This window comes from Microbacterium sp. (assembly GCF_031179285.1).
Lineage (GTDB): Bacteria > Actinomycetota > Actinomycetes > Actinomycetales > Microbacteriaceae > Microbacterium.
Genome location: NZ_JAPSHY010000006.1, coordinates 13,217 through 32,757, shown reverse-complemented (window position 1 = coordinate 32,757; position 19,541 = coordinate 13,217). Strand labels below are relative to the sequence as shown.

General features: G+C 66.8%; 13 protein-coding genes. 10 read left to right on the top strand and 3 right to left on the bottom strand.

Annotated features, from left to right (window positions below):
• Positions 1-49 precede the first annotated feature (49 nt).
• From RIN18_RS05460 to RIN18_RS05420, 9 genes are all read left to right on the top strand, one after another.
• A complete protein-coding gene (locus tag RIN18_RS05460) occupies positions 50-1,003 on the top strand; it encodes a glycosyltransferase family 2 protein (RefSeq protein ID WP_309102942.1) in 954 nt (317 codons plus the stop codon).
• Positions 994-1,713 (top strand): CDP-alcohol phosphatidyltransferase family protein, encoded by a 720-nt coding sequence (locus tag RIN18_RS05455; RefSeq protein WP_309102941.1) that lies wholly within the window; start codon positions 994-996, stop codon positions 1,711-1,713. Before RIN18_RS05460 ends, RIN18_RS05455 begins: the two co-directional genes overlap by 10 nt.
• A complete protein-coding gene (locus RIN18_RS05450; RefSeq protein ID WP_309102940.1) occupies positions 1,710-2,327 on the top strand; it encodes a hypothetical protein in 618 nt (205 codons plus the stop codon). Before RIN18_RS05455 ends, RIN18_RS05450 begins: the two co-directional genes overlap by 4 nt.
• Positions 2,328-2,507: 180 nt before the next feature.
• Positions 2,508-3,059: a DUF4352 domain-containing protein gene (locus RIN18_RS05445; RefSeq protein ID WP_309102939.1), complete on the top strand. Its 552-nt coding sequence runs from the start codon at positions 2,508-2,510 to the stop codon at positions 3,057-3,059.
• 214 nt (positions 3,060-3,273) lie between these two features.
• Positions 3,274-7,899 (top strand): PKD domain-containing protein, encoded by a 4,626-nt coding sequence (locus tag RIN18_RS05440; protein WP_309102938.1) that lies wholly within the window; start codon positions 3,274-3,276, stop codon positions 7,897-7,899.
• Positions 7,900-7,910: 11 nt separating this feature from the next.
• Complete coding sequence (locus tag RIN18_RS05435; RefSeq protein WP_309102937.1) at positions 7,911-9,221, top strand: hypothetical protein; 1,311 nt, start codon at positions 7,911-7,913, stop codon at positions 9,219-9,221.
• Positions 9,222-9,277: 56 nt separating this feature from the next.
• A complete protein-coding gene (locus RIN18_RS05430; RefSeq protein ID WP_309102936.1) occupies positions 9,278-10,630 on the top strand; it encodes a polysaccharide biosynthesis tyrosine autokinase in 1,353 nt (450 codons plus the stop codon).
• A 189-nt stretch (positions 10,631-10,819) separates the two neighbouring features.
• Complete coding sequence (locus tag RIN18_RS05425; protein ID WP_309102935.1) at positions 10,820-13,483, top strand: right-handed parallel beta-helix repeat-containing protein; 2,664 nt, start codon at positions 10,820-10,822, stop codon at positions 13,481-13,483.
• Positions 13,484-13,493: 10 nt separating this feature from the next.
• Complete coding sequence (locus RIN18_RS05420; RefSeq protein WP_309102934.1) at positions 13,494-14,804, top strand: hypothetical protein; 1,311 nt, start codon at positions 13,494-13,496, stop codon at positions 14,802-14,804.
• A gap of 36 nt (positions 14,805-14,840) precedes the next feature.
• Here RIN18_RS05420 and RIN18_RS05415 read toward each other — a convergent pair whose 3' ends face one another.
• Genes RIN18_RS05415 through RIN18_RS05405 form a run of 3 tightly spaced genes read right to left on the bottom strand, consistent with a single transcriptional unit; the run spans position 14,841 to position 18,707 of the window.
• On the bottom strand, positions 14,841-15,965 hold the full coding sequence (locus RIN18_RS05415) for a glycosyltransferase (protein WP_309102933.1): 1,125 nt from the start codon (positions 15,963-15,965) through the stop codon (positions 14,841-14,843).
• A gap of 8 nt (positions 15,966-15,973) precedes the next feature.
• Positions 15,974-17,170 (bottom strand): glycosyltransferase, encoded by a 1,197-nt coding sequence (locus RIN18_RS05410; protein WP_309102932.1) that lies wholly within the window; start codon positions 17,168-17,170, stop codon positions 15,974-15,976.
• A gap of 4 nt (positions 17,171-17,174) precedes the next feature.
• On the bottom strand, positions 17,175-18,707 hold the full coding sequence (locus tag RIN18_RS05405) for a sugar transferase (protein WP_309102931.1): 1,533 nt from the start codon (positions 18,705-18,707) through the stop codon (positions 17,175-17,177).
• Between the two features lie 255 nt (positions 18,708-18,962).
• Between RIN18_RS05405 and RIN18_RS05400 the strand changes: the two genes are divergently transcribed.
• Positions 18,963-19,511, top strand: a complete 549-nt coding sequence (locus tag RIN18_RS05400) for a low temperature requirement protein A (RefSeq protein ID WP_309102930.1) — start codon at positions 18,963-18,965, stop codon at positions 19,509-19,511.
• The last annotated feature ends 30 nt before the right edge of the window (positions 19,512-19,541 follow it).

Sequence of the window (19,541 nt, the reverse complement as noted above, 5' to 3'; positions counted from 1 at the left end):
ACCGACGACCCGAGGTGGTCCGTGATCCGGATCCGGGGGGGAGGATCGCGTGTCAATCGTGCACGGACGGTTTGCCGTGGTCGTGGTCAACTACGCCTCGGCACGGCTCCTGCAGCGCAACCTGGTGACGGTCGAGCGCGAAGCGCGAGTGATCGACCAGGACGCCCTCGTCATCGTGGTCGACAACTGGTCGAACGCCGATGAACGTCGCGCCGCCAGAGAGGTCGCTGACGCGCACGACTGGCTGCTGATCGAGCCGGAATCGAACTCGGGCTTCGGCGGCGGCGTCAACATCGGTGTGACGCGCGCGCTCGCCGAGGGAGCGACCGACGTCCTCGTCATCAACCCGGATGCGTACATCGACCGCGATTCGCTCGGCCGACTCGCTTCCGCCACCGAAACCTCGCGCACGACCCTCGCCGCCCCGGTCATCACCGACTCCGACGGGAGAACCTGGTTCGCCGGAATCGACCTTCTGCTCGACGACGGCACGATGCGCGCTCGCCGCAAGCGCGTCGCCGGTGACACCCAGCCGTTCGAGCCGTGGCTGAGCGGCGCGTGCCTGTGGATCACACGCGAGGTGTGGGAGCTCGCCGGCGGTTTCGACGACGACTACTTCCTGTATTGGGAAGATGTCGATTTCTCGCGCCGTGTGGTCTCCGGGGGCGGTTCCCTGATGCTCGTCGAAGACGCCAGGGCCGTGCACGACGAGGGCGGAACGCAGCGCGCGGAGCCGGAGACCTCCCGGGCGAAATCCGAGGGCTACTACTATTACAACATCCGAAACCGGATGCTGTACGCCGTGCGCCATCTCGACGACGCGGCCGTGCAGCGCTGGCGCCGGTCTATTCCGCGCACGGCCAGGGAGGTCATCCTCCGAGGTGGCCGTCGACAGCTGCTCCAGTCGGCCGCGCCGATCCGGGCCTACCTTCGCGGGGTACGCGAGGCTCGTCGGATCGCGCGGAATCACGAACCGGTCCAGAAGGGCAGGAAATGGTCGTAGACGCCTACCATCGCCTCTCGCGTGCGCAGAAGGGGCACGCCCGTGGGGCGCCCGCGTACTCGGTGTACGTCAACCGCCGTATCGGGAGGGTGCTCGCCGCCGTCGCATACCGGATCGGGCTCACCCCGAACCAGGTGTCGATCATCAGCGCCGTGCATTCCTTCGTCGCGATCGGACTCCTCGCGTTCGGTCCGGTGCACGTGCCCATGGGCCTTCTGATCGCGCTCCTGCTGGTGCTCGGCTACGCCTGGGACTCCGCGGACGGGCAGGTCGCACGTCTGCGTGGTGGCGGAAGCCCTCAGGGCGAGTGGCTCGATCACTTCATCGATACGCTCAAGATCGCCTCGCTCCACCTGGCCGTGCTGATCGGGCTCTACCGCGTGCTTCCGGAGACGCCTCTGCTGCTGCTGATCCCCATCGTGTTCAGCATCGTCGCCACGACGACCTTCTCGGGGATGCTCCTCAACGACCTGCTCAAGGGCAAGCATGCGGTGGCGTCGACCCATGAGCGCGGGGGAGGGACCCTGGTGCGCTCCCTCATCCTGCTGCCGACGGACTTCGGTCTCGTGTGCCTCGTGTTCGTCCTGTGGGGGTGGACCCCGGCGTTCCTCATCGGCTACGGCGCGCTCTGCATCGCCGCGGTCCTGTTTCTGTCTCTCGCCGCGGTGAAGTGGTTCCGCGAGATCGGAAGGCTCGGTGGGTCCGCATGACCGACGAGAAGATTCTGGTCGTGTGCGCCGCCAACGTCTGCCGGTCGCCGTTGGCCGAGCTCGCGCTGAGGCGTGGGCTCGGTGCAGAATCCCGGCTCTCGGTGAGCAGCGCCGGCGTCAGAGCGAACGCGGGCGACGCGATCTGCTCCGTGGTGGCGTCGCTCCATGACGACGACGAATGGCAGGTGCACGCGCAGGCGCACCGTGCGAGACAAGTGACCGTCGAGCAGATCGAGCAGGCGAGCATCGTGCTCACGGCATCGCGCGACATTCGGGGTGAGCTGGTGCGACTGGCACCGCGCTCCCGCGACTGGATGTTCACCATCAAGGAAGCCGCCCACCTTGGTGAGGAGTTTTCCTCGTCTGCGCCGGATCGGGTGGCTGAGTATGTCGCGCACCTCGATCGGGCACGTTCGCGAGCCGTTCCGCTGACCTCGCCGACAGGTGTCGGCGCCCGCCTGCGGCATCTCTTCGGAGGTCGCACGGCCGTCGACCCGACGAGCATCGCCGATCGCCACGGAAGCCGGGGTCACCTCGAGACGGTCGACGAGGTGGAGACCGCTGTCGGCACCATCCTCGCTCAGCTACGGGGTCATCGCCGTCATTCATCTTGAGCGGGACACTTGTGGTTTCCCGTTCCTCGCACTACGATTAGCCGACGCCGCGTTCTGCGGTTGAAGGGGACCCGAAGCCGAGGGGGCTTTGGGAACGGGGAATCGTGGTTCTGGGGAGCTACAGTGTTCAATGTTTCATCATGCCGTTCTGGGGACGGCGCTTCGCGCTCACGACGCGCGATGCTCGTCGCGCCATTGGTGGCGCTCGCACTCATGACGGCCGGCTGCACGGCAGCGCCAGACGCATCCGAGGGGCCGACGCCTGAGGGCACCAGCACCACTGACTGGACGCCGCCCGCCGACACCGAGACCGAAGGTCCCACCGAGAGCGCCGCCCTCATAGAGGAGAACGGCGCGCTCGACGCTCCGATCACTCTCTCCACCGACGTGGTCGTCACGATCGACAAGATCTCGACCACCACGATCAAGCCCGAGACGCCTGGCGAGTACGCGGGTTCCGCGGTCATCGTCACGCTCTCCGTGGTCAACGATTCACAGCGTGCGCAGAGCGTCGATTCCGCGGTCATCAGCCTCGTCACAGACGACGGCGACATCGGGGTAGCCACCACCGCCGGTCCGAACGAGCCTTTGCAAGGCGAGCTCGCCGCCGGCGCGAAGGCCACGGGAACCTACGTCTTCATGCTCGATCCGACGGAGGGGCGCTCCGTGAAGATCAGCGTCAACTACGCCGCAGGGGAGCCGGTGGCGACCTTCGCCGGCCGGCTCTCCTGACGCGCACGCACTTTCTCGTATCACTTTCTGTTTTCGTTGCATCAACTCTGTTGTTCGTTGCACCAACTCTGTTGTTCATTTCACTAACTGATTTCAAAACAAGAAGACTGGCGGCTGGGGAGTCACTATGGGGAACACATCGACCACGAGGCGGGCGTTGAGCGCGCTTGCGTCTGTCGTGACGGCGGCGTTGCTCGTCGCAAGCATGACGACAATGGGCGCGCAGGCGGCGTCGGCAGACGTCCCGTCTACCCCACCGCCTCTGCTGCAGCGCGACGACGACGTCGTCACGTCTGACCCGATTCCGACGGTGCAGATCGACAACGGCTACGTCTGGGCGCAGGCGATGATCGGGTCGACGGTGTACGCAGTGGGCAAGTTCGACAACGCCCGTGCGCCCCTGGCCGCACCCGGCACGAGCCTGACCGCCCGTTCCAACGTGCTCGCCTATGACATCAATTCGGGTCAGCTGCTCTCGTTTGCGCCGCAGGTGAACGGTGTGATCAAGGCCGTCGCCGCCTCGCCGGACGGGAGTCGTATCTACATCGGCGGCTCGTTCAACTCGGTCAACGGCCAGACGCGCTGGAACTTCGCCGCCCTGGACGCCGTGACCGGCCAGCTCGTCCCCGGGTTCTCGCCGTCGATCGGTGGCAGCGGCGTCTACGCCCTCGCCACGTCGGGGTCGAGTGTTTACGTGGGTGGTCTGTTCACCCAGGGCAACGGCACCGCGCGCAAGAACCTCGCCGCGTTCAGCGCCACCAACGGTGCACTGCTGAGCTGGGCGCCCCAGACAGACCTCCAGGTCGACGCGATGGTCATGGATCCCGCGGGGCAGAACGTCATCGCCGGCGGTCGCTTCTCGCAGGTGAACGGCGATCTGACCATGCGCGGCACGGCCGCGCTGGACAAGACGACCGGCGCCGTGGACTCGTCTTGGGCGCTGCCGCAGACGGTCAAGAACGGCTCGAACACGGGGGCCAACTCGGGCAAGGCGGGCATCTTCGGCCTCGCCGCCGACTCCACCGCCGTCTACGGTACCGGCTGGGTCTACGCCGACGCCGCCACGGGAAACCTGGAGGGCACGTTCGCCGCAGAAGCCGGAACCGGACAGGTCCGCTGGATCGCCGACTGCCTCGGCGACCACTACGGCGTCTACTCGACCGGCAAGGTCGTCTACACGACGAGCCACACCCACGCCTGCGGGACGATGAGCCTGCACCCCGAGCAGAACCCGCGCACGCACCGGTACTCCGAGGCGTACACGGCCGATGCTCGCGGATCCCTCGGCAACCAGCCCGCGGCCGGTGGCACCTACAAGAACTGGGCGGGCACGCCTGCGCCCTCCCCCTACGCCTGGACGCCCGACTGGGCCGTCGGCGTGACGACGGGCATGGGCCAGGCCGGACTCTCCATCACCGGTACCGGCAGCATGATCTCGATCGGGGGCGAGTTCCGATCCGTGAACAACGGTCGCTTCGAGGGACTCGTGCGCTTCTCGACGAACCCTCCCGGGGGGGCTAAGGACGGCCCTCGAGTGCCCACTGCGAACTGGAGTGGCACCGCACAGTCGTTCATCCCGGGGCGAGTGCGAGTATCGATCCCCGCGAACTGGGACCGGGACGACCTCACGCTCACGTACGAACTGCGACGTACCGGCACGACAGCTCCGGTGGCCGCGGTCTCTGCGAGAGGCACGTGGTGGGATCGGCCCGCCGTCAGCCTGGAAGACAGGACGGCCCCTCCGGGGACGCAGCAGCAATACACGATCGTCGCGAAAGACGGCAGTGGGAACGCGGTGACCAGCCAGCCGATGACCGTGACGGTGACGGCAGGAGCGGTCTCTTCATATGTCGACGCAGTGACCGCTGACGGAGCCCAGCTGTACTACCCGCTCGGCAGCGCCGCCCAGGACTGGGCGGGCTCAAACACCCCGGTGTTCGGATCCGGCGTCACGACATCGTCAACCGGCGTGGAGAACACCGCGACCGGCGCCTCGACCTTCACCGGAACAAGCTCCGGCCGAGTGGCGACGACTAAGAAGGTCGCTGCTCCGACGGAGTTCTCGACCGAGTTGTGGTTCAAGACGAACACGACCACCGGTGGCAAGCTGATCGGCTACGGGACTGCGGCGTCGGGCGACTCCACCAGCTACGACCGGCACCTCTACATGACGAACAACGGCCGACTCGTCTTCGGCACTTACAACGGGTCGACGCAGACGATCCAGAACAGTACGGCGCTCAACAACAATGCGTGGCACCATGCGGTGGCGACCCAGAGCTCCGAAGGGATGAAACTTTACATCGACGGCACACTCGTGGCGTCGTCCGCGGACGCCACGAATGCGGAGAGCTACCTCGGGTACTGGCGCATCGGAGGTGATAACCTCGCCAGCTGGCCTTCGGCGCCGAGTTCCAAATACTTCAAGGGAGCGCTCGACGAGGTCGCTGTGTACCCCTACGCGCTCACGCAGACGCAGGTGCAGACGCACTACGGCATCGGCAAGGGCTTCCAGCCTCCTACCGCCTCCTTCACGGCGACCGCGACCGACTTGGACGTGGCGTTCGACGCCAGCGCCTCCGCGCCGGCTGGCTCGGCCACCATCGCGGGCTATCGCTGGGACTTCGGTGACGACTCTCCCAGCACCACCGGCGTGACGGCGTCGCACACCTACGAGGAGACCGGAACCTATAACGCCCGTCTTACTGTCACGGACAGCAATGGGCTGGCCACGACGACCGAGAAACAGGTCGTGGTCCAGGCGCCGAACGTGCTGCCGACGGCATCTTTCGAAGTGGCGGCGACCGGACTCTCGGTCTCGGCCGACGCCTCCGCCTCCGTCGACTCCGACGGCGCGATCGCTTCGTACGACTGGAACTGGGGCGACGGATCCACCTCGACCGGCCAGGTGGCCAGCCACGTGTACGCCTCGGCGGGCGCGCGCACGGTGACTCTGACCGTCACCGACAACCGCGGTGGCACGGCGACGACCACGCGAGAGGCCGTCACGACCCACTCGAACCCGGTCGCGACCTTCACCTCGACGGCGTCGGGGATGAACGTCGACGTCTCGGCCGCAGGGTCGAGCGCGTCCGATGGCGCGACCATGTCGTACTCCTGGAACTGGGGCGATGGCACACCTGCAGGCACCGGTGCGACCGCTGGTCACACCTACACCCAGCCGGGCGCGCATGACATCACCCTCACGGTCACCGACAGCCTCGGCGGCTCGGCGAGCGTCACGAAGTCTGTGACCGTCCAAGCACAGGTGTTCGCAGCGTCCGACTCGTTCGGTCGCGTCGTCTCGAGCGGCTGGGGCGCGGCGGATGTCGGCGGCACCTGGGCTCCCATGAGCGGTTCGGCCGCCGTCACCTCCGTCGCAGGGGGAGTCGGCAAGGTGAACCTCACGCCGGGTGAGACCCGCGAGATGCTGCTGCAGGGCACGTCGCTCCTCGACACATCGGCACGGATCACCTACATGCTGGCCTCCGGCCCGTCGACGGGTGTCGCCTACGAAGGGCTCGGTGCACGTCGCTCCGGTTCGAACGGCTACCGCGCACTCGCATGGCACCGCGCGGACGGGACCACGTGGCTCGTGATCCACCGCAACGGAACGGCCATCGCCAGCACCGCCGTGGCCGGCCTCACATGGGCGGCAGGAAGCAGCTTCAACCTGGCCATGGAGACGACCGGTTCCGGAACCACGACGATCCGAGCGAAGCTGTGGGCAGGCGGGGCCGCTGAGCCCGCCAACTGGCAGCTCTCCGCGACAGACGCGACGCCGGCACTGCAGGTCGCCGGAGCTCCGACCGTCTTCTCGTACCGTGCAGGCAGCGCGACCGGAACCAACCTCGCGAGCTTCGACGACTACACGTTGAAGAACCTCGGCGTGGTGGCGCCGGAGCCCGAGCCGGAGCCCGAGCCCGAGCCCGAGCCCACGAACGTCGCACCGACTGCAGCGTTCACGGCCACGGCGACGGGCCTGACCCTCAATGTCAACGGAGGAGCATCGACCGATTCGGACGGCACCATCGCTTCCTACGCCTGGAACTTCGGCGACGGGTCCACGGGGACCGGAGCGACGAGTTCTCGTGCGTACACGGCTGCGGGCACCTACACGGTGACCCTCACCGTGACCGATGACAAGGGTGCGACCAACACCGCCACCCAGCAGGTCACGGTCACGGCACCGCCGGTCGATCCGCAGCCTGAACCCAACCCGGCCGCGCTGGCGAGCGACGAGTTCGACCGGACGGCTGGCCCGGGTTGGGGCACGGCGGTCACGGGTGGCGCCTGGACTATCGCGGGCGGCTCGCAGGCGGCCGCGAGCGTGGCCGACGGTCAGGGCAAGCTGAGCCTGATCGCCGGAGACACCCGTCACTCGACGCTCAACGCGACGTCGATCGGCGATGCCATCCTCGAGACGCAGTTCCGCGTCGACCAGGCTCCTGCCGCGGGTGGCGCCTACGTCGGAGTGATCGCGCGGCAGACGGCCGCGGGGAAGTACTTCGTCCGCGCATGGCTCCGTCCTGACGGAACCGTGTGGCTCGTGGTCCACCGCGAAGGGACGGTGCTGCTGACGCAGGCCGTGCCCGGACTCGTCTGGGCGGCGAACACGTCGTACAGCCTGAAGGTCTCCGTCACGGGGTCGGCATCGACCGCCATCTCGGCGAAGATCTGGGCGACCGGTACAACCGAGCCGGCGAACTGGCAGCTCAACACGACGGATGCGACTCCGTTGGCAGCGGGTTCCGTCGGTCTCAGCGGCAACCGGTCGGGCAGCGCGACGGCGCCCCTGAACGTGTCGTTCGATTCGTTCCGCGTCACCGCGCCCCAGTAAGATCCTGACGCATGGCCACTGCTGTTCCGATCGCGCTCCTCGCCGTCGGAGGAATCGCAGCAGTGGCCATCGTCGTATTCGTGCTCCGGTTGCTGCCGCGTACCGCATTCGTGGTCTGGGCATGCGCGCTCTTCTTCGTGCCGCTCTGGGTTGGCGTGAACGTGGGCTTCTACTGGGCGGCGATCACGCTGCTCACGGCCTTGATGATCATCGTCAACTGGTCGGTCGTCCCTCTGCGCGCCGCGGACGCCTGGGTCGTGGCGTTCATCATCGTCATCGTCGGACTGCACGGCTTCGGGACAGTGGATCTCCCGTCGCTCGTCGCAGCGCTGCTCGAATGGGTGATCCCGTACCTCTGGGGTCGCGTCGTGCTCGCGCGGATCGCCCCGGAATGGGTCACGTCGACGATCGCCGTGGTCGCGATCGTCGCAGCGGTCCTCGGCATCGGCGAATTCTTCACCTCGTTCAACCCGTTCGTCCTGATCCCCGGGTCAGGCGTCGTCCACGACACCTGGAGCCCTCTGCAGGAGCGCGGAGGGCAGCTGAGGGTCGAGGGGGCCTTCGGGCATTCGATCGCGCTGGGAGCGGCACTGGCGATGTCGTCGGCGTTCATCGTGGCGACCAAGTGGCGGCTGATCCCGAAGATCGGCGGCGTGGTGATCATCGGCGTGGCGACGGTCCTGACGTTCAGCCGTGCCGGACAGCTCACGCTCGTGCTGACGCTCGTGCTGTCCACCTTCCTGATCGTCGGGGTGTCCACCCGGTTCCGGGTGTCCTTGGTGGTCGCCGGCATCATCGGTACCGCCATCGCGATCCCGATCATCGACTCCGTCTTCGGGGCGGCAGGTGACGAGGCCGGCGGCAGCGCGGACTATCGGACCGATCTGCTCGTGCTCCTCCAGCAGGTGCAGCTCTTCGGCAACCCGGGGGACTGGCATTCGCTCGTCTCCGGGGACTACTACCTGGGATACTTCGCACGCTCTGTCGACAACGCACTCGTCCTCACACTGCTCCGGTACGGCTATGTGCCTACCCTGCTGATCATGGCGGCTATCGTCTGCGCGGCGATCATGACGGTGCGACGCGCGACCAGGAGCCCGGCGTCGATCGCGGTCGTGGGGCAGCTGCCGAGCCTCGTAGTGGTCGCGCTGATCACGCAGTACAGCATGTTCCTCTGGTTCTGCGTGGGGCTCGCGATCACGTGGGCCCGTGACGCCGACGTGCTCGGCCGAGCACGCGAGGAGCCGACGAAGATGCGGCGGGGGTCGCTCGATCCGTCGCGCCTGCAGCGTCGTGCTGAGCACCGTCCTGCACAACCATGAAGTCGCGGAATCGAACACTCCTCTAGAATCGAAGTCTCAGGGGGGAATGGGGAGTCATGGGCGAGAGCCGGGTGAGTCTGCGCGTCATCGCCAGCTCGGTGCGCAAGTTCTGGTGGGCGATCGTGCTCTGCGGAGTCGTCGGGGCCGCGGGATCGTACGGATACGCCTCCCTGCAGGCCCCGCTCTTCCAGGCGACGACGTCGCTGTACTTCGCTCTCAACCAGGGCACCAGCGCCTCGGATCTCAACCAGGGGTCGGTGTACACGCAGAGTCAAATGCTCTCCTTCGCGCAGCTCGCGACGAGTTCGCGAGTGCTCGATCCCGTCATCGAGGAGCTCGGCCTCGACACGACTCCGCGCGCCCTCGCACGTGACATCGAGGTCACGATCCCGCAGAGCACCGTGACACTGCGGATCACGGGGATCACCGACGACGCCGAGGCGGCCGCCGCGTTGGCCGATGCCGTGGCCGATCAACTCATCATCGTGGTCAAAGACGTGGCGCCCAAGGACCCGCAGGGCGAATCCACGATCACGGCTCAGGTCATCGACGACGCGGTCGTGCCGGAGTTCCAGTTCACACCGAGCAAGCCGCGGGATGCCCTTCTCGGAGGCTTCCTCGGTGGTGTACTCGGGCTTGCGATCGCGGTACTGATCGGCGTGCTCGACACCCGTATGCGCCACGAGGAGACGCTTATAGAGGCGGGTGGTGACCCGGTGCTCGGCGTCGTCTCGAAGTCGCCGCTGCTGGCCGTGCGAGGCATCGCCGTCGCTCAGGAGCCGCTGGGGCACACCTCGGAGGAGTTTCGTCGCATCCGCTCGGCACTCGCCTATGCGAACGTCTCCTCTCAGGTGAAGGTGCTGCTGGTGACGTCGGGCATGCCCGCAGAGGGCAAGTCGACGGTGTCGGTGAACCTCGCTATGACCCTCGCCGGTCTGCGAAACTCCGTGCTGCTGATCGACGCCGACATGCGGCGGCCGCAAGCCCATGAGCATGCCGGTATCGACGGCTCGATCGGCCTGACGAGCGTGCTGCTCGACGAAATCGAGTTTGAGGTCGCCAAGCACAGCGTCGCCGACAGCACACTCGACATCCTGCCCGCAGGCACCATCCCCCCGAACCCGGCAGAGCTGCTCACTTCGGCGCGAATGGCGCAACTTCTCGACTTCGCTGCGGCGGAGTACGACTACGTCGTGATCGACTCGCCTCCCATCCTCAGCGTGGCCGACGCCAACCTCTTCGCAACCCAGACGGACGGCGTGATCCTCGTGGTCGATGCGACCAAGACCCGACGCGCCGCACTCGCGAAGAGCATCAAATCGCTCGAGTCCGGTGGCGCGCGCATCCTCGGCACCGTCCTGAACCGCGCCCGTCCGGACCGACACCGCAGCGAGTACTACAGCGACTGAAGCGATGCCGCGCGACGCGGGATGCCGCAGGCGGAGTATATCGGTGAGTCGCAGGGTCCGTTTGTCTTTGCCCGGATAGCCGGGGTATCCTTCATGAGTTGCGAGGGGGACTCGCGCTTTGCTGCCGGGGTTTAAACTGCGGCAGAGATGCTGAGTGATCATCAATCTGCCCCAGAAGACGGTGACATCGTGTCCACTCCGTTCCTCGACCTCGCGTCGCGCGAGACCTCGACTCCGCCCCGTCGACACCCTCGTAAGCTCCTCGCGGGCGCACTGACCGCGGTACTCGCGGTCACGGCTCTGCTGACAGTGGCTCCCACGTCGGCGCTGGCCGACGACGCTGTGCTCCTCTCGCAGCCCGCCGCGTCGACGGACACTCCGGTCATCGACGACGACATGGATCGCACGGTCGGCTCGGGATGGGGCTCTTCTCCCAAGGGTGCATGGCGGGTCGTGGAAGGAACGGCGAGCGTGACGGGTGAACAGGCGCTGCTCGCGAGTCGCAAGCCCGGAGTCACCGCCAGGGCGACCGTCGACGGTGTCGCCGCGGCTGATGTGGACAGCCGTTTCTCGTTGACCGTCCCGGAGCTTCCCGTCGGGGGACCGCTCTACCTCTCTCAGGCGGTGCGGGTATCTGGTGCCGACTCCTACGGGGTACGCGTGCGCGTTCATCCCGATGGCTCAGCCTATGTGTCGGTCGTCCGCCTCGCCGATCTCATGCGCGTCCAGCACCTCAGCGAGCGCCGACTTTCCCTAACGGTGACGAGCGGCACGACGTTGACGGTGGCGCTCAACGTCACCGGGACGAGCCCGGTGACGTTGGCCGCAAAGGCCTGGGAATCGGGTGCTGCGGAGCCGAGCGAGTGGCAGGTGACGTACTCCGACGATTCGGACGCCCGGATCCAGGCGGAGGGTGGCTACGCTTTCGCGCTCTACACGTCCTCAGGCGCACAGACCGCTGTTCCGGTCGGTATCGACGACGTCTCGGTCACCACCCCGGTCTCGGTGCCCGAGCCCTCTACCGAGCCGACGCCGACGCCGACTCCGACCACTGAGCCGTCCCCGTCACCATCCCTCCCGCCGACTCCGACTCCGACGCCGACTCCCCCGCCGACCCCGTCGCCGGTGCCCGAGTCCGAGCTCGAGCCGGTTCCTCCGGTGACGCCGGAGGGAGTGCGTGGCGAACCCGGTGCCAAGGCCCCGGGAACGCTCTCCTACGACGCCCCGGCGAGGGCCGTGTACGTTGCTCCCGCCGGATTCGATGGAGCCTCCGGTACCAAGAACTCGCCAGTCAAGACGATCGCCGCCGCACTGCGCGTCGTTCCGAACGGCGGCACGATCGTCCTCCGCGGCGGCTCCTACCATGAGGAGATCGTGGTGCCCGCGCAGAAGCGGGTCACCATCCAACCGGCGCCGAACGAGTCGGTCTGGCTCGACGGTGCGAAACCGGTTACCGGCTGGAAGGCCTCGGGCAGCACGTGGTACGTCGACGGCTGGAGTACGGCTCTCGACGCGAGCCCGACCTACACCAAGGGCGCGCCGGACAACGCTCAGGCGGACTGGCGCTTCGTCGATCCTGCCCACCCGATGGCCGCACACCCCGATCAGGTTTGGGTCGCCGGCGTCCAGCTGCGCGAAGTCGCCTCCGCATCCCAGGTCGCAGAGGGCACCTTCTTCGTCGACGACTCCGCCAAGCGCCTTGTGATCGGCACGAACCCGACGGGCAAGTCGGTCGAGGCGAGCGTGCTCACTCAGGCTCTGTCGATCCGCTCCGCAGGCACGGAGGTCCGTGGAATCGGGGTGCGCCGGTACGCCACCAGCGTTCCGCAGATGGGCACGGTAATCGCCGCCGCTCCCAGTGTCTCCCTCACCGACGTGACGATCCGCGACAACTCGACCACGGGCTTCTACTCCTGGGCACCGGGCACGACGCTGACGCGCGTCTCGTTGATCGGCAACGGCCTGCTCGGGGGAGGGGCATCGCAGGCGGACGGACTCACGGTGACCCAGATGCTCTCCGTGGGAAACAACGTGGAGCACTTCAACGACTCGCCGGTCTCTGGTGCCTTCAAGGTCACCCGAACCCGCGGAGTGACGGTGACGGACAGCGCGTTCACCGGCAACAACGGGCGGGGGCCGTGGTTCGACGAATCCGTGCTCGACATCGCGTTCACCGGCAACGATGTGATCGGCAACACCGGTCACGGCGTGATGGTCGAATTGTCCGAACGAGCGGTGGTCGCTGACAACGTCATCGCGCGCAACGGCGAGTTCGGTCTGTTCGTGCTCAACTCCGGCAATGTGAAGATCTGGAACAACACGTTCGTCGGCAACGGGAATCGGAACATCAGCATCGGGATGGACTCCCGCCGTGCCTCCGACCCGAACACGCCGGGGCACGACCCGCGTACTCGATACGCGCCGCAGGCCTCCTGGATCGTGCGCAACGTCGTGATGTCGAACAACGTCATGGCGGAGAGCGGCGGTAACTGCCTGGTCTGTGTACAGGACTTCTCGCTGCAGTACACAGGATCCCAGATGGTCTCGAGCATCAACGGCAACCTCTACCACCGCACGTCTCCGGGCACCCCCAGGTGGTTCTCCGCCTGGTCGAAGGGATCAGTCTCCAGAGACCCGGCTGTGACCGACACGCTTGCCGCGTTCACGGCGGCCACGGGCCAGGACCGACGTTCGCAGTTCGTCGAGGGAGCGCCGGTTGTCGACGGCGGCTATGTGCTGCTGCCCGCGTCCGCGGCCGTGCAGGGGGCCGTGGCGGTTCCGGTACCGTCTGATATCGCATCAGTATCGCGACTCCCCGGCAACAGCACGACGCTGGGGGCTCTGCCCCGGTGACGATGTAAGCATGGGTTCTCTTCTCGCCGTCGGCGCGCGTGCGCTGACGATGGTCATCGCGCTGGTCTGTGGCGTTCTCACGACCCGGATGATCATCGGCGGCGCCGGCGTCGACAGCTTCGCGCTGTACACGCTGCTGACGACCATCCCCTCACTGCTCACGTTCACGGACCTCGGCAGTGGGGCGGTGCTGGTCAACGCTGTCGCGACGAGCGAAAACGTGCCCACGGACGAGAAGCTGCGATACCAGCTCACGTCGGTCGGGCGGGTGCTGCTCATGTTCGCGGCCACAGCGATGGCGCTCAACACCGTCCTCGTGCTCACCGGCGCCTGGGAGCTGGCTCTCGGCGAGGCGGGCAGCCGACCGGGCGCCTCGCTGGCCGCCTTTTACTGCGTCACCATCTTCTGCCTCGGTATTCCTCTCGGAGTCTGGGGGCGGATCATGCTGGGGCAGCGCCGCAATCACATCGTGATCCTCCTCCAAGGGCTGATCTCGCCGCTGACGATGATCGGTGTCTGGCTGATGCTCACGTTCGGCGGCGAGAACCTTCATTCCTTCGTGGCCATCGCTTCCTTCGCGGCCTCGATCCTCGTGGCGCTGCTGGGGATACTGATCACGGCGCGCACGACGTCACCTCTGATCCCCACGGCAGCACGGATGGTCCTGCGCCCCCGGCGCTACCCGGGAGTTCGGGTGATGGACGTCGGCTGGCCGATGCTCGCGCAGATGGTGACCTTTCCGATCGCGGTCGGCTCCCAACGGTACGTGATCGCGCAACTCGGCGGTCCCACCGAAGTCGCCGAGTACGGTGTGGCGGGGCAGGTCTTCTTCGCGCTCAACGGACTGGTGATGGCGGGCGGGCTCGCGCTCTGGCCGCACTTCACGAAGAGCCGCCACGACGGCGACCTCCGGCGGGGACCGTTCCCCCTGTCGGTGCTGTTCGCTGTCGCCATCGGGCTCGCGACCGTGATGGTCTGGCTCGTAGGGCCGTGGATGTTCGGGTTCATCACGCAGGGCGAGCTGACGGTTCGACCGAGCACGATCTTCTCCTTCGGCCTGATGATCATGATGACGGCGGCGGTGTACCCGCTGGGCATGTTCATCATGGACAAGCCGGGCATCCGCTTCCAGGTGATCCCCACGCTCAGCATGGCCGCCGTCGGCCTCACGCTCTCGTTCGTGCTGACCCCTCTGCTGGGAATCGCCGGACCGCTGATCGGCGTCGCCTTCGCGCTCGTCGTCTGCCAGCTGATCCCGTTCTCGATCTACATCGTCCGGAACAAGAAGCGGCTGACCGTCGGAGATCCCGCGCAGGTCTAGGCGAGCAGTGCTTACGGCGCGGAACGACGGTTGGCGTCAGCCCAGCACGTGCGTCGTGATGCTCGTGCGATACACGGCCGGAGCGTGACGGCGGAGGGCCTCGGCACGGCTATCTGCGACGGCAGCGACCATCTCATCCCAGCGGGTGTCGATGTCGGTCAGCGCGGACGCGATCGCGTCCGTGTCGCCGGCGACGACGAGCTGCGCAGTGCCGTATCCGCCCGCTGCTTCCCGAAGGCCGCTGCTGTTGCTCGCGATCACCGGGCGCAGGGCGAGTATCCCTTCGACGGCGGTGTTCCCGAAAGGCTCGTCGATACGCGAGGGGACGAGCAGCACATCGGTCTTCTCAAGGAACGGCCAGATGTCGGTGTGGAATCCGGCGAAGTCGACGGAGACTCCGGATTCGGCGGCCTGCGCACGCAGGTCGCGTTCGAACCACTCGTAGCCTTCGAAGACCGCACCGAGGAGGGTCACGTCCACGGGGCGTCCGGCGGAGTGCAATCGGGAGGCGGCCTCGATCACGAGGTCGGGCCCCTTTCGGGGGGAGAGCCGTCCGACGTACAGCACCCGCAGCGGGCCCTCGGTGCGCGTGCGCGGAGAGGCCGGATGCGGAGGAGATGCGACGCCGTTGTAGACCACATGTGCGCGGCGAGCGAGGGCGGGAAGCGCGGCGCGGATCGTGTCCAGGCTGAAGCGGCTGTTCACCAGAGTGCGATGCGATGCGAGATGGGGGGAGTAGAGGATGCCGTTGACGAGTCTGTTTCCCGAAGCCTCGGCCTCATGGACGTGGCTCACTGAACGCGTGCCCCTCATTCGCGCGACCAGCGGCCATTCGGGGATGATGATCGTCGATACGTAGACGACGTCGGGGCGCACGCGACCGATCAGTCGCCACGCGGCACCCAGACCGCGGAACGTGTCGCGAAAGAGCTTGGGCAGCCCTCTCGGCGTCAGCAGGACCTTGCGCAGCACGAGCATCGGGATGATGACCACCTCGGCGCCGGCAGTGCGGAGCTCGTTCACGAGAAGTCCGGAGCTCGGGAGGGCCACGACGACGCGTGCCCCGGCCTCGACGAGACCGATCGCGCTCTCCAGCAGCATGCGGTCGGAACCGAACAGCTCGGCGCCCGGATGCACGAGAAGGACGGTGCGCTGCTTCACGCCGCCGCTCATGACGCCTCCGATCCGGCGGGAGCGGGAGACCAGTCCGTCGACCGTCGACGAGCTCGTCGGGCCGAGGGATGGATGGTCGCACGCTCGGAGATCCGATGCGCGAGTGCTTCGTATTCGTCCGCGACGTCGTCCCAGCGGAATCGGGTGCGCGCGATCTCCTGCACGGCGGCGGCATGGGCAGCGGTCGACACGGGGTCGGCCTCAGCCGCCACCACGTGCGCGGCGACATCGGCAGCGTCGGAGAAGAACCATCCATTGCCGTCGAGCACCTCGCGGTTGAACGGCACGTCGAAGCCGATGACCGTGGTCCTAGCCCCCATGGCGCGCAGGAGAGAGGGGTTGGTTCCGCCCACGGAGTGGCCGTGCACGTACGTGAGCGCATTCGCGTAGAGCGCGTCGAGCAGCTCCTGGTCGTACACGCCGCCGACGAGCCGGATCCGGTCGTCACCTTCGGCCACGCGCTGGATGTCCTGCGTGTATCCCGCGCTGTACGGAGCCGAGCCGACGACCACGAGTGGCAGCTTGGCGTCGCTGTCGCGATAACCTTCCACGATCTCAAGCACGTGGTTCTCGGGCTCGAACCGGGCCACGACGAGATGATATCCGCTCGTGGTCAACTCCATCTCGGCGACGCCACGGTCGGGGAGCTGATCGAGGATGGGGGCGCCGTAGCGGATGAGCTCGGTCGGGACGTCGAACTGGTGCCGGTAGTACTCGGCGATTCCCGGTGCATCCGCGATCAGGGCATCGGCGGTGCGCACCCCGAACTGCTCTGCCCAACGGTAGTAGGCCTTGCCTCGGGGTCCCCATTTTGACCGTCGCCATTCGAGCCCGTCCATGTGCAGCGCGACCGGAGCCCGGCGCAGACGGAGCAGAGGCAGGAAAGGGGAGTTCGCCGCGTTGAACACGAACGTCGCATCCGGCCGACGCCGGAACATGAGGTGCAGGACCGACAGCCCTGTGTGGCTCAGCGTCTCGATCTGCTTCACGGGGACCGCGGGAAGGTGGACGACCCTCATGCCGAGGTACTCCTTCTCACGCCGCTCGGAACCGCGGGTGTACACGACGACGTCGTGCCCGCGGTCCGCGAGCCGGCGCCCGACCTCTTCGATGGCGGTTTCGAAGCCGCCGTATGCCGCGGGCACTCCTCGGGTCCCCACCATCGCGATGGTGAGGCGGTTCGAATTGCTCATCCGATCAGTATGCCCCGCTCGGCTGCACCATGACTTTTGCCGTGCGCCACATGATCTGCAGGTCGTTCATCACGGACCAGTTCTCGACATACCGCAGGTCGAGGCGGACGCTCTCGTCCCAGGAGAGGTCGCTTCGGCCCGAGACCTGCCAGAGGCCGGTGATGCCGGGCTTGATGTATAGACGCCGGAACACGGTGCCGTCGTAAGCGGTGACCTCGCTCGGCAGCGGAGGGCGCGGGCCGACGACACTCATGTCTCCGATGAGGACGTTCCAGAACTGCGGCAGTTCGTCGAGCGAGAGCTTGCGCAGAATCTTGCCGACGCGCGTGACCCGAGGGTCGTCCTTCATCTTGAACAGAAGACCGGCGCCTTCGTTCTGCGCCTTGAGCGCGGCGAGCTGCTGTTCGGCGTCGGTCTTCATCGAGCGGAACTTCACCATCTTGAACGTCTGCCCGTCGCGGCCCACTCGTTTTTGAAAGAAGAACACGGGACCGGGGGAGTCGAGCTTGATGAGCAGCGCGAGCAGCGGCGCGATCAGCCCGATCGGAATGAGCGCAAGCGTGGCCACCACCACGTCGAGTGCGCGCTTCAGTACGTGCCGTCCGCCTTCGTAGGACGGGATCTGCACTTGGATCAGCGGCAACCCCTCCACGGAGGCGAACGAGATCCGGGGACCGGCGACGTCGGTGAGCCTGCTCGAAAGCACCAGCTCTGCGGCCGTTCCCTCGAGCTGCCAGCTGAGCCGCTTCACGAACTCCTGATCGCCCTCGGGTCGGCTCGCCACGATGATCGTGTCCGCGCCGAGTTCCGACGCGATCAGGGACACGGTGTTGACATTGCCCAGCACCGGGAAAGTGGTGCCTTCGATCTTGACGTCGCGGGCATTTCCGTCGAGCAACGTCGCGCCAACAACTTGATACCCGGATGCTCCGATCGGGTGCAGTGTGCGAATCACATACTCGACGTCATCCTTGTTCCCCACGACCAGCGTGCGAGAGGCGAATCGCCCGTGGCGGCGCTGCCCCTGCAACCAGTGACGCCACATCCACCTCGTCACGAGCAGGATCAGTGTGCCGACGGGCAATCCGACGACGAGCACGAGTTGCATCGACTCCCACGCGAGCAGCACCGCGACGATGGCGATGATCCCGAAGGCGAGCCCCGTGGCGTGGACGACGCCGCGATACTCCGTCGCACTTGCTCGGAAAAGTGCGGCGTCGCGCGTGTGCAACGCGCTCAGCATCACATACCAGAGCACAGCGAGCGGAACGCTGTTGCGCACGACGTCGCTGGTGACGGCCCCCGCGAGCAGCTGAAGCGCCGCGGTCAGACCGACGGCGAACAGGATGACAGCAGCATCCGTGATCCGCAGTCGCATCCGATAGCGCCGTTCCCACTGTCGCCGCCGTTCCAGCGTCGCCGATACGCGCGGTGTCACGACAGTGCGCGGCACCGCCCGGGGGGCTCGTGGCGCAGCGATCGGCAAGAAGACGGATCCGGTGCGAGAGATGCTCAGCGCATCCTCAACGGACGTCATGCCGAGGCTCCGAGAGCCGTGAATGTACGCAGAAATCCCCAGTGCGACATGTTTTCCCCAGTGTTCCCCAGCCGCAGGCGAACGCCCGCGGATTTCGTCCGCATTCCCGACCCCTCGGGTTCCTGCCGCTCCTCGTGATCCCACATCACGGGTGTGCTCGCCGTCCCACACGGCGAAACTTGCAGCAGGCACTGCAGACTCGGATCAGTGTAGCGGAACGGGTGCCTCAGCGGAAGGTTTATTTCCGGCGTATCGATGAACGGATTCCGCGGCCGCCTCGGCGAGAGCCTGCTGGCCTCATCCAACGCGATCATCGGCGCACTGGAGAAGGTGGAGTCGCTGGGTCCGCTCATCGCGATCGCAATCCTCACCCTCGTCGTGACCGCGTCGTTGTGGTGGATCTACTTCTGGCCGCCCCACCACAGAGCGATCACGACCTTCGCGCACTCGCTGCGCTACGGATACACCCACTTCTTCGTGTTCGCGGCCGCGGCGGCGTTCTCCGCCGGGATCGAGGTTCAGATCGATCGGCTCACCGGTCACTCCGAGATCGATCAGGTCACAGCGTCCTTCACCGTCTCGGTTCCGATCGCCGTGTTCCTGCTCGGCATCTGGTTGGTCGCCATCCGCGAGAACGCCGATCACGTCGTCAACACGGTGATCCCGCTGGCGGCGATCTTGGTGCTGCTCGACCCGTTGCTGCCGACGCCGGTCGTGTTCATCGCGCTGGTGCTCGTGGCCGTCGTGGTGGTCCTCGTCGTGCGCCCGCCTGTCGCCGGTGACCGGGTCGAGATCCGCCCCTAACACTCCGCGCGCAACGGGGTCAAGCCCCCC